At 61.8% G+C, this 12142-nt stretch carries 8 protein-coding genes; 6 read left to right on the forward strand and 2 right to left on the reverse strand.

Annotation, left to right across the window (positions count from 1 at the left end; genetic code table 11):
- Positions 1-39 precede the first annotated feature (39 nt).
- On the forward strand, positions 40-219 hold the full coding sequence (locus CK215_RS01015; RefSeq protein WP_095829851.1) for a hypothetical protein: 180 nt from the start codon (positions 40-42) through the stop codon (positions 217-219).
- Here CK215_RS01015 and CK215_RS01020 read toward each other — a convergent pair.
- Positions 213-947, reverse strand: a complete 735-nt coding sequence (locus CK215_RS01020) for an isoprenylcysteine carboxylmethyltransferase family protein (RefSeq protein WP_245418576.1) — start codon at positions 945-947, stop codon at positions 213-215. The genes CK215_RS01015 and CK215_RS01020 overlap by 7 nt on opposite strands.
- Between CK215_RS01020 and CK215_RS30565 the strand changes: the two genes are divergently transcribed.
- Together CK215_RS30565 and CK215_RS01030 are read left to right on the forward strand one after the other, a co-directional pair.
- On the forward strand, positions 947-1273 hold the full coding sequence (locus CK215_RS30565; protein WP_141245436.1) for a hypothetical protein: 327 nt from the start codon (positions 947-949) through the stop codon (positions 1271-1273). The genes CK215_RS01020 and CK215_RS30565 overlap by 1 nt on opposite strands.
- Positions 1274-2044: 771 nt before the next feature.
- On the forward strand, positions 2045-2509 hold the full coding sequence (locus tag CK215_RS01030; RefSeq protein ID WP_095778442.1) for a hypothetical protein: 465 nt from the start codon (positions 2045-2047) through the stop codon (positions 2507-2509).
- Between the two features lie 152 nt (positions 2510-2661).
- On the opposite strand, the gene CK215_RS01035 is transcribed toward CK215_RS01030, so the two are convergent.
- Complete coding sequence (locus tag CK215_RS01035) at positions 2662-3966, reverse strand: hypothetical protein (RefSeq protein ID WP_245418577.1); 1305 nt, start codon at positions 3964-3966, stop codon at positions 2662-2664.
- A gap of 430 nt (positions 3967-4396) precedes the next feature.
- Between CK215_RS01035 and CK215_RS01040 the strand changes: the two genes are divergently transcribed.
- From CK215_RS01040 to CK215_RS01050, 3 genes are all read left to right on the forward strand, one after another.
- Positions 4397-7501 carry an efflux RND transporter permease subunit gene (locus CK215_RS01040; RefSeq protein WP_170950191.1) on the forward strand — a complete coding sequence of 1035 codons (3105 nt, stop codon included), beginning with the start codon at positions 4397-4399 and terminating at the stop codon, positions 7499-7501.
- Entirely contained in the window at positions 7488-8366 is an 879-nt protein-coding gene (locus CK215_RS01045) for a hypothetical protein (RefSeq protein ID WP_128373160.1), read from the forward strand. The genes CK215_RS01040 and CK215_RS01045 overlap by 14 nt, the downstream gene beginning before the upstream one ends.
- A gap of 78 nt (positions 8367-8444) precedes the next feature.
- Complete coding sequence (locus CK215_RS01050) at positions 8445-11591, forward strand: efflux RND transporter permease subunit (protein ID WP_095829854.1); 3147 nt, start codon at positions 8445-8447, stop codon at positions 11589-11591.
- Positions 11592-12142 lie beyond the last annotated feature (551 nt).

The raw sequence follows: 12142 nt of genomic DNA on the forward strand, positions 1-12142 counted from the left end.
AAGCTCCATCGTAAAGTTTAAGCTAGGTCACAGACCTCGGTGGTCAACCATCTGGGCGACAGTTCGGCCATGCAAAATGGCCATCGCGGTGCCCGGCACGAGCGCCAAGACTCCCGCGGCTACCTCATCAAGCTCGACGAACTGGTGACGATGCCGAAATCGGCAGGCCACTTGGTCCTGCTGCTGAGAGAGGATCTGGCACTTGGCGGATCTCAGTAGATCGTCATGAGGATCGGCAGGTAACTGCCTGCTCGCAGTTGTTCGATTGCTTCAATGGCGGGATAGGCTGCGGGGAAGTACAGTCCATCCTGGAAGTTGCGCTTGAGCGCTTTCGGGGAGAAGACAACTTCGGCAGAGTCCGTATATTGGGACAGTTTCGGCCAGAACAGCGGCGTATAGCGCGCATAGGAATCGTATTGCGAGCCGAAGATCGTCTTCAGGTGTTCGGCCTCTTTGGCTGCCGTGATGACCAAGATCCAATAGCTGGAAAATCCCAGCGCCAGAGCGACGGCGATCGATCCATGGATCAATCCGATCCCAGCTGCTCCAAGCGTAGAAAAGAGATAGAGCGGGTTTCTGGTCAACGAGTAGGGGCCGGAGGTAATCAACTCCAGATTCTTCTTTGAACCGATATAGAGAATGCTCCACATTCTGCCAACGAAGCAGGTGAGGACCAGGCCGAGACCCGCCATCTGGATCAGTTCATGTACGCCCCCACCCAATCCGGGGTGCGAAAACAGGATAACGGTTGCAGCAACCAGCCCCGCTGCCCGAGCGGCGTTTATTCGCATCCTTTGATTGACTGACTGAACTCTCATCGAGGCCCCCGGCAATGAAGAGGCCGCGTTTCTGGGCTCCGCATTTTGACGGCACCCCCCGATATGCGGCTCGCTTGCGCTTGCCAGGCTTTGCTGGCCGTGCGGTTGAACAGGAGGGGTATCGATCATTGGATCGTCTCCTCGGTAAGCTGAAGGAAGACGTCCTGGAGCCGCCCGCCCTCGGCCTCGAAGGCGAGAATCGGCATCTCGGCGCGGATCAGGACGTTCGGGATTTCGTTGTTGAGATGGCGGCTTGGAGGTGTTTTGGTCGGATCAAGAAGTTCGACGCGCAGCCAGCCCGCGTCTCCGTTGACAAAATGTCCCGTGATGGGCTGCAGAATGGTCGTCAGGATGCGGATGGAGGTCGCTTCTGTGTCGATCGTTCCGCCTGCGCGCCGGCCGGGTTCTTGGCTTCCTCGGCCCAAACGGCGCTGCAGGCAAAACGCCTTTCGTGACCCATAGGACTTGTTAGGGTCTTCGGGCGCGAAGACGTGAGCAGATGAGCCGGGCGCTACGGCGACACTTCCGCGAGACATTCAGTGCAGGCTCCCTCGTGCCTGCCAGCACGCTTTCAGGTTGACGCGCCTATTTATCGCTGCAGTCGTTAGGCTTTACGATTCGGCAGTTGAGCTGACTCGCTTGCGAAGGGATTACCCCTTTTTGCGAAGGGGCCTCGTCCGTGATGTCCGACATCAACGCCAGAGTGGGCTTAACCGACAGCGGGATTTCGGCTCATTGTAGCGCTTGAAGGAAGTCGTCGCCGAGCAGGCGCTGGAGCTGCGGCTGCAAAAAAGGCATGATCGCGACGGGAGCGACGACGGTCCCCGGAACGGCGCCACCTCCGCTGGGGGCGTCCGGAACTTCGCATGAGCCGCTACGGCTTTCGGTTAGGCCGGCAAAGCCGTTTTGGGCTATCGGTCCGCCGGCGCGCTTTGTCCTATCTTGGGTTTCCAATGTCGGGCAACGGTCGCTCAGGCTGCCTTAGCCAGCCTACGCTCCGCTGGGTAGCGCGGCGCGTGGGTCCCGCAACACTTGCCATTGGTGGGTCGCAGTGCCGCAGGCGAAGCTCGCGCAAATACGTACAGCCGCACACCGCCGCAGAGCCACTAGGAGTAAGCCAACTCGGCGCCGCGGCAGAGGCGGCAAAGCGGCACTGCTGCTTGTCTGGTCGACTCCAGTGTTGGTGCTCCGTGAAAGCCGATGAGGTCATATGAAGGAGGTCCCCCATGAAACCTGTTCGTTACTGCCTGGCGCCCGGCGCATTCGTCCTCGTGCTTGCCGGGGCGGCCGGCGCGTCGGCCGCGGAACAGCCGATAGCCTGCAAGAAGGTGCCGTTGGTGGTGCGGGACATGTTCCACAAGGATTTTCCCGTCGCCAAGGTCAAGGCATGCGCCCGCGAGGTCGAGAACGGAGAACTGGTTTTCGAGATAGCAAGCGTCGAGGGCGCAATGACGCGCGATGTGCTCTACCATCGCGATGGTAAGGTCATCGTCGTCGAGGAATCAATTCCGATGGAAGCGGTGCCTCAGTCGGTGCGCGCGGCCGTTGATACGAAATTCGCAGGTGGAAAGATCAAGCTCGCGGAGAAGCTGATGCGCGACGGCAAGGTAAGTTACGAGTTCCAGATAAGCTACAAGGGCAAGAACGTTCAGCCCGTCTTCGATCCGGATGGAAAGGAAGTGAAGGGCTGATGGACGCAACTCTTGTGCTGAAGGGTCACTGAATAGCTTCAATCAGCCTGAGGGAAGGAACAAGTTCGGCGCATGCAGACGGGCTTGCGGACCTCACTCGAGTTCAGCAGAAGGCAGCCGTCAACAAGCGTCGGACATCCGGACGATCGAGCCTACCTGCCTAACTTCACGTGTCCACCGAACTGGAGCGTCGCGCGCACACTGAAGGTGTGCGTTCTCTCGTCCTCAGCATTCTCCGCGAATGTGTAGCCGGCGCCGAGGTTCCATTTCGCCGCGCCGGACGGCGCGTCTTCTTCCCCGGACGCATAAATCACTTCGAAATCCGCCAATTGCTCGCGGGTGTCCGGACCGTCGGCGACAAAGTTCCGCTGCTGCGTGTAGGTGGCTATGTAGGTCATAGGTTGCACTTCCAGCGCGACAGAGCCGGTGAGAAGCAGAGCGTCGTCCGGACCGCCGTCGAAATGCTTGAGGTAGGCCGATTCGCCGAGAAGCCTCAGTGTGTTCCCGTTAAGGTCGAAGCTTCCAGTGGCGGCAGCAAGGTAGGCCAATTCATTGCCGGTCCCCGGCAGCGGTTCCTCTTCTTCTTCTTCCTCCTCCTCCCCTGTGTCGGCGGACAGCCCGGGCTTCTGGTATCGGATGCCGAGCCGATAGCCGAATTCACCGTCCTTGTAACAATCGCCCTTTTCCGCCCCTTTGCAGCCATCAAGGGTAACCGAGAATGAGGATAAACCGGTGGTGTTGCCGGCACCGCCATCCGCCAGCGTGGTCCGTCCACGGTTGGTAAAGAGCGACTCGCTGAGGAACGTCCGGTCGGTCGTGAATACCGTCGCGGCCAAGGCATTGTTCAGCCCAAAGCCCTCGAAGCCAACAACAGCTTCGCCACCCAGACGTTCGTCAGCGTCAAAAACAGACGCCAGATCCGGGGCGTGTATCCCCGGCAGGGCTTCGCTGGCCAGGCTGAACACCGTGTCGAACTTTCCGGCCCTCACGGTCAGGGGATCGACCTTAGCGAGAGCATAGAGCTCACCGACATAGGTGCCGATCCCTTGAAAGGCCGCATTCTCCCCGGGTTCCGGGTCGACCACGGGCTCGGTAATGATGGCACTCACGAACCGAAGATAATCCGTCGGCGCGTAGAAAAGATCGAGCTCCAACTTCGGAAAGAACACATCGGATCTCAGGAAAGACGGATGTGCGCCAAATATCCAGTCGTTCTGCAGCTCCGCGGTAGCCTCGTACCCCGCGCAGGGCGCAGCGCATTCCTCGGCCAGAGCCGGTATCGTTTCTTCGGCCAGAGCCCGCTCGTGCTCCTCTGCCAGTGCCGAAGCCGAAGAGTACAGCAGCCCTATGCCACTAAGTGCTAAGATAAAAAGGCGAATGACCTGCGAGCCCCCATGAGATGCACCACGCGTCGATGATATCCGATGAGTCCACTGTGGCAACTGCGATTTCGTCATTTTGTCCCTTACAAACGCGACTTGTCCGATACAAACGCAAACGTGTCGCATCTCTACAACACTTCTTTGCTATTCCGCGCCCGGTACGCTCGCCGAGGACCGCCGGCGCAGCAAATTGGCGGTCCCGCTTCGCCTTCCTCGTTCGCATGGCACTCCCGGACCGAAGCAAACTGCGCCACGGCACGCCCAGCCTTTTGCTGGAGGCGCACTCCCACGCAACCGACGCGAGCACTCACGCGTGAGTCACGATCATAATAAATTTGTATGAACTATTTCTCTACTCCGAAAGTTAGAGGTCGCCGGATATACGGTAAAAGCGCCTTGCAATATTGATTAATTATGCGGCGCCCTCCCGCATGATACGCTTTGGGACTGTCTCTGATCTGTCGCAGGCGCGGTTTCGCGCGCCGCGGAATCGTGGGGGATTGCCGTGCTGCAAACGCTCGTCAAGCTGAGTCTGGAATTTCGGCATCTGGTCATAGCAGCCGCGATACTCCTGGTAGCGGCGGGTGCCGTTCTTCTTCCCAAGGCCAGAATCGACGCTCTTCCCGAGTTCGGGGCGCCGGTCGTGGAGGTGCAGACCGAGGCGCTCGGCTTGTCGACAGGCGAAGTCGAAAGCCTGGTGACCATCAATCTCGAAGAGATTCTGACCGCGACGCCGTTCCTCAAATCGATTCATTCCAAGTCGGTGCCGGGGATGGCTTCGGTGTTGCTCACCTTCGAGCCCGGCATGGATCCAATGAAAGCCCGACAAATGGTGCAGGAGCGTCTTACGATGGCTTGGGCCCTGCCCAATGTCTCGAAGCCACCCACCATGCTGCAGCCCAAGTCGGCGGCAGGCCGTGCCATGATCGTCGGACTGTCGTCCAAGACCGTGTCGCTGATCGACATGTCGGTGCTGGCCCGGTGGACGATGACGCCGAAGCTGCTCAGCGTGCCGGGCGTCGCCAACGTCGCGATCTGGGGCCAGCGCGCTCGCCAGCTTCAGGTGCAAATCGAACCTCAGCGCCTCGAATCGGCTGGCGTCTCGCTCGATGAAGCCGTAGAGAGCGCCGGGGATTCGCTCTGGGTCTCGCCGCTCAGTTATCTGGAAGCGTCAGTACTCGGAAGCGGAGGCTGGATCGACACGCCGAACCAGAGGCTCGGCATCCAGCATGTGCAACCGATCAGCAAGGCCAGCGACCTGACGAAGGTTGCTGTCCCGTCTTCCGCGCTCAGGCTAGGAGACGTGGCCGAGGTCGTCGAAGGCCATCCGCCGCTGATCGGCGATGCGATGATCAACGGACAGCCTGGCCTCATTCTCGTCGTCGAGAAGCTTCCCAACGTCGACACCAAAGCGGTCGTAGCGGGGGTCGAAGCTGCGCTCGCGGAGTTGAGCCAAGGCATGCCGGGCATCGACGTCGACGCCTCCCTCTACCGCGCCTCCGACTACGTCGACAGCGCCTTGGCCAATCTGGTCCGGATGGTGATCGCCGCCATGGTGGTCGTGTCAGTAGCCCTCTTCCTGTCCTTGACGCCGGTCGGCGCGGCGAGCATCGCCGTCGTCGCGATCGTCCTGTCGTATGTCGCGGCACTTGTCGCTCTCTATTTCAGCAGCCCCATCTTCAACCTGATCCACCTGGCCGGCCTCGCGGCCGCGCTTTCCCTCGTGGTCGACACCGCGGTAGTGGCTGCCGAGGCCATCGGGCGGCGCCTCCGCGCCGGTGGCGTCCGTCCGCTCGCCGCGCCTCTATTCGATGCGATCGGCGAAATCGGCAAGCCAATGATCTATGCAGCGGTGATCGGTCTGCTGGCGGTCGCTCCGATACTCGGACTCGACGGCGAAACCGCGGCATTCTTCCGGCCGCTGGCTCAGGCCTATGGCGTCACGGTGGCCGCTGCCATGGTCGTCGTGCTCTTGGCGGCGCCCGCCCTCGCGATGGTCTTTTTCCGCTCGGGCAGCGCAGCAGGAAACAGGTCCGAACCTGTGGTGGCGCGGCTGTTCGGTGCAGCCTACGGGCGGCTGCTGGGCAAGTTCTCGGCGACGACCGGTCCTGCCTATGCGATCGTGGGTCTCGGTGCGTTGGCGCTACTCGCGGCGACGCCCGCCCTGAAGTGGTCGCCGTCGCCGTCCTTTGACGAAGGCACCGTCCGCGTTTCGTTCAAGGCCGCGCCGGGTGCATCCTTGCCCGCCATGATCCGGACGATGGCGCGACTGGAATCCGAAGTCCGCGCAATCGACGGAGTCAGCTCCGTCGCTGGCCATCTCGGCAGGGCCATCACGGGCGACCAGGTCACCGGCATCGAATCCGGGCAGCTCTGGATTGGCCTCGACGAGCGGGGGAACCGAGCCGCGGCACTGTCGCAAATTCGCAACACGATGGAAGGCTTCGCGGACCTCGAGGTGAAGGTTGAAGGCTATCTGGCCAGTACGGCCGGGCGGATCTTCGCCGACGCCGGCGAACCAGTGGTGGTCCGCATCGAAGGGGCCGAGACGGCCGTGCTTGAAGAGCAGGCAAAGCTCGTCGCGGCGAGAATCGCCGCCATTGACGGCATCAACTCCGTACGTCTCGACAAGAACGCTTTCTCGCCCGAAATCGAGGTCAAGGTCGACGTTGCGGAGGCGGCCGCACGTGGACTGAAACCGGGGGACATCCGGCGCGCGGCAGCGACGGTCTTCGCCGGGCTCGAGGTTGGCAATCTGTTCGAGCAGCAAAAGGTCTTCGACGTGGTCGTTTGGGGGACTCCCAACGCACGAAGCAGCATCGCCGACGTCGAGAATCTTCTGATCGAAACGCCTGATCGCCCGCATACACGCCTCGGCGATATCGCCGAGGTGCGGATGGTGCCGCAGTTGAGCACCATCGAGCGTGACGGCGTCACGCGCAGCATGGACGTTCACGCCAGCGTCGCAGGCCGCAGCGTCACGGCAGTGGCGGAAGACGTGGCGGCAGAACTCAAGAAGGTGCAACTCCCCTTCGAATACCATGCCTACGTTCGAGGCGAGTATGCCGAGAGCCGTGCAGCCATGCTGCAGGTGGCGCTCTTCGCAGCGTCGGCTGCAGTCCTGATCTTCTTCCTGCTGCAGGCGGCGCTGCAAAGCTGGCGACTGGCGACCGGCATGTTCCTTTCGCTGATGGCAGTGTCGGGTGGCGTCGCGGCGATCCTCGTGGCGGTAACGGGCACCGTTTCGGTTGGGGCGCTTGCCGGACTTCTCGCCGTCCTCGGGCTTGCACTCCGCAACGGTCTGGTTCTGGCCAGCCGCGTCGATCAGACCGGGGAAGGTGACGAATCCTGGCCGGATCTTGTCGCTGCGGCCGCGCGCGAGCGCTTCGCGCCCATGCTGACGAGCACGCTGGTCACCTGCCTCGCCTTCCTTCCCGCAGTGGTCATGGGCAGCGCCGCCGGTCTGGAGATTCTGCATCCAATGGCATGGGTTGTGATCGCAGGCGCAGTCATTTCAGTCCTGATCAATCTGTTCGTCCTACCGGCCATGATGCTCCATTCCGGCCCGGTTTCACGACGCCTTGGAGGAGTTGCACATGCTTCGCAATAGGCTTTTTCTTACGTCATCCCTCGTCGCCGGTGTGGCTTTCGTCGTGGTTGCCACGGGATCCTTCGCGGCCGCGGAGTCGCCCGCCGGCGCGCCTGCCAAGCTGGTAGAGGTCGCAGGTTCACCATTTCCACGCGTGGTTCTGACCGAACAGGCCTCCAAACGACTGAGCATCCAGACCGAAGCGGTGCGCGAGGAGATGGCGAAGCGGTGGATGATGATGAACGCCCAGGTCGAGATTGCGAGCGGTGAACCGTCGGTGAATGCAATTACGGAGACGGCTTCCATCGCGCCGGCCGGTGAAAGCGGCCAAGCACGGCAATCCCTGATCAAGGTGCCTGTGGACGCGGCTAGCCAGATGTTGATCGCGGTTGTCGCCGACGAGGATGACGACGACGAGACCGGCGACCACGACGAGTTTGCCGAGATTTTCGGCGTCGCCAACCCGGCGGACGAGGATAAGGATGGTCTAGTCGTCGTGCTGCTGACCGGCCAAGGCCGCTCCGGTAAATATTACAAGGCGCGGCCGGTGGCGGTGACGGACCGGGACGACGGGCGGTTCTTTGAATTCCTCGAGGCAAGCAGCGGCGTCAAGCCCGGCGATCATGCGTTCGTGGCGATGAAGGCGCCGGAGAGCGGCAGGATGGCGAAGATCGTGCCCTACTCGTCGGTTATCTACGACGAGCACGGGAACAGCTGGCTCTACTCCAACCCGGAGCCGCTCGTCTTCGTCCGCCAAAAGGTGGCTGTCGAGCGCGTCCTCGGCGACATAGCAGTTCTGTCGGACGGACCAGCGAGCGGTACGCCGGTCGTGTCGGTCGGCGCGGTCGAGCTGATGGGGGTTGAACTGAAGTTTGGCGGGCACTGAGCGGGCGTGAAAGACATTCCGCCGCTTGCGAACGCCTGAGTTAGCCGGCGTCCAATCATCCGAACAAAGGACAGGGCCATGTTCCGCTGGATCATCGGCACGAATCTGAAATACCGGTATCTGGTACTGGCCGCGGCAGCGCTGATGGTGCTGCTGGGTCTGGACGTGTTCCGCAAGATGCCCGTGGACGTCTTCCCGGAATTCTCCCCGCCGCTGGTGGAGATTCAGACCGAGGGTATCGGCATGTCGACCGCCGAGGTCGAGGAGCTGATCACCATTCCCCTCGAGGATGCACTGCGCGGCACACCGGAACTCGACGTCATCCGCTCGAAGAGCGTGATGTCGCTGTCCTCCATTGTCATGATCTTCAAGCGGGGAACCGACATCATGCACGCGCGGCAGCTCGTCCAGGAGCGCGTGCAGCTTGCGTCGGCCAGACTGCCGTTCGGCTCGAGCCCGCCCGTCATGCTGCAGCCCTTGTCGTCGACCAGCAGGACCATGAAGATCGGCCTCTCGTCGAAGGAGCTCACTCAGCTCGACCTGTCGATGACCGCCTACTGGAAGATCCGCTTCCGCCTGCTGCGCGTGCCCGGCGTCGCCAACGTGGCGATGTGGGGCGAAAAGCTCAAACAGCTGCAGATCCAGGTCGATCCCGCGCGCATGCTGAAACGCGGCGTGACGCTGAACGAGGTCATGGAGGCTTCGGCCGATGCGCTGGACTTCGGCCTGCTGCCGATGGCGAGCTCAGCCAAGAGCCAGACCGTAGGCTTCATCGACACCGCCAACCAGCGGCTGTATGTCGGCGCCGACGTAGCGTCCAGCGTGAAGCTGGAAGACGTCAAGAGAATTCCGGTCGAGTCAAAGGCCGGCGAGCAACTGGTGCTGGCGGACTTTGCCGACGTCACCTGGGGGGAACCGCTGCCGATCGGCGACGCTGTGATCAATGACGGTCCCGGCATGATGCTGATCGTCGAGAAGTTCCCGTGGGCGAACACGCTGGAGGTCACGCGCGGCGTCGAGGCAGCCTTCGCCGAAATGAAGGACGGCCTCAAAGGTATCGACGTCGACCTGCAGATCTTCCGCCCGGCGACGTTCATCGAGCTCTCGATCCACAATCTGACAATGGCCTTGCTGGTGGGATCGGTCCTGGTGGTCTGCGTTCTCGGCGCCTTCCTGTTCGAGTGGCGGGTGGCGCTCATCAGCCTGCTGGCGATCCCGCTCTCTCTGGTCGCCGCGGGACTTGTTCTCTACTGGCTCGGGACGACCATCAACACGATGGTGCTGGCCGGCTTCGTCGTGGCGGTGGGATCGGTGGTGGACGACGCTATCATCGACGTCGAAAACATCACACGGCGATTGCGCGAGAATCGCCGCAGCGGCGCTGGCAAATCGGTGGCATCAGTCATCCTGGAAGCATCGCTCGAGATCCGCAGCCCGATCGTCGCCGCAACCCTCATCATCGTCATCTCGGTCATTCCTGTGTTCTTCATGGGCGGTCTGTCGGGCACTTTCTTCGTGCCGCTGGCGACGTCCTATTCCATCGCGCTCCTCGCTTCGATGGCAGTGGCGCTGACGGTGACGCCGGCACTCTGCCTTATCCTGCTTCAAGGAGCGCCGATCGAGCGCGTCTCGCCGCTGGTGGGGTGGTTGCAGCGAGGCTATGCCGCCATGCTGTCGAGGATCATCGCTGCTCCTCGCGCGATGTTTGGGATCACCGCGTTCGTCGTGGTCGCGGGATTGGGCGTTTGGCCGCTGCTCGGAACCTCGCTCCTGCCCTCCTTCAAGGAACGTGACTTCCTCATGCACTGGCTGACGCCGCCCGGGACATCGCACGCCGAGATGTATCGGATGACGGTAGCTGCCAGCAAAGAACTGAGATCCATTCCCGGAGTGCGCAACTTCGGCGCTCACATCGGCCGGGCGCTGGTGGCCGACGAGGTGGTGGGCATCGACTTCACGGAGAACTGGATCAGCGTCGATCCAAAGGTCGACTATGACAAGACCCTGAAAGCCGTTCAGGACACGGTCGACGGCTATCCCGGTATCTATCGCGACGTCCAGACCTACCTTCGCGAACGCGTGAAGGAAGTGCTCACCGGATCGAGCGAGTCGATAGTGGTTCGGATTTTCGGGCCTGACGCGGCGGCGTTGCGCGAGCAGGCGGTGAGGGTCCGCGACGCCCTGGTCGGCATCGAGGGCCTGATCGACCTACACGAGGAGCCGCAGAAGACGGTACCGCAAATTCAGGTCACCGTGGATGTCGCCAAGGCGGCTTCCAGAGGTCTCAAGCCCGGCGATGTTCGTCGCGCTGCTGCCGTGATCTTCGCCGGTCACGAGGTGAGCGACGTTCATCGCATCGGAAAGGTGTATGACGTCATGGTATGGTCGACGCCCAAATCGCGGCGCGGCCTCGACGACGTGCAGAACGTTCTCCTGGATACTCCCGACGGCGGTCAGGTCCGGCTCGGCGACGTTGCCGAAGTCAAGATTGCCCCGGTGGCCAGCACCATCAAACGCGAGAACGCCTCGCGCCGCCATGACGTGCGTGCAAATGTGCGCGACCGCGACCTGGGCTCCGTCGTCCATGAGGTTGAGCAGCGCCTGGCCAAGATCGAGTTTCCGCTCGGCTATCATGCCCAGCTGCTGGGCGAGGCGGCGGAACGCAACGCTGCGCAAAACAGGCTCGTCTATGCCTCTGTCGTCGCCGCGGTCGTAATCTTCATGCTGCTGCAGGCCTCCTTGAGAAGCTGGAGGCTCGCTGCCCTGGTTTTCCTTTCACTGCCGGCCGCTATGGTCGGCGGGGTCATCGCCGCCTATCTGGGCGACGGCATCATCTCGCTAGGCGGCCTCGTGGGGTTCCTGACGGTGTTGGGCATCGCGGCCCGCAACGGGGTGCTTCTGATCCACCATTTCCTGCATCTGGAGCGCGAGGAGGGCGAGCCCTTCGGACCGGAACTTGTCCTGCGCGGCGCGCGTGAACGCCTTTCGCCCATTCTCATGACGACGCTGGCGACCGGTCTTGCGCTCGTCCCACTGGTTGTTACCGGCAACATTCCCGGGCAGGAAATCGAACATCCGATGGCCATCATCATTCTGGGCGGGCTGATCACGTCAACGCTTCTGAACCTCTTCGTCGTGCCTGCCATCTATCTCAGACTCGGTTCGCTGCAGGCGCGATCGCCGGCGCGGACCACAGGTCTCGGCCTGGAACCATCTCTCCTTTGATGCAAGGCCCGAGATCTAGACCAGAACGTTCGTGACTCTACCGCATCCAATCCACCGGCTATACCGTTGGCGATCATCTCGATCGCGCAGCGAAAGAGCATGACAACTTACAAAACTCGGAGGACTTGGAGCAGCAAGGAACGCGTCCGTGTTCACAAAGCAGGCGGACAGAGCCGGGGCTAGCCGGCGGGGGCTAGGAAACGAAATACGGCACCGGCTGACGGCAACTATACGCTCCTGCCGCTATGATGGGGCACGCATCCATAGGTGAAGCAGCGTCGCTAATTCCCGCGCGGTCTGGGTTTTGGTCCTGGAAGGCTTTCGCACGGATTTGCGGCCAATCTCGCGATTCGCGGATCTCTTAGCCAGACAGTCTTCTTTCTTCTTTCTAGAATCTCGTTGCGGCCCACATCGACGGCCGATTGGCCTTTCGCGGCAAGGGCATAGTCGGCTCGGTTCGTGCGATAGTCTTCCTTTTGGATGGACATCTTTTTCCTCCCGGTCCGCGGCTCCCTCCACTAGCCTGGACGGAGAACACTAGCTGCCGATGC

The sequence above is a fragment of the Mesorhizobium sp. WSM3864 genome (assembly GCF_002294955.1).
Lineage (GTDB): Bacteria > Pseudomonadota > Alphaproteobacteria > Rhizobiales > Rhizobiaceae > Mesorhizobium.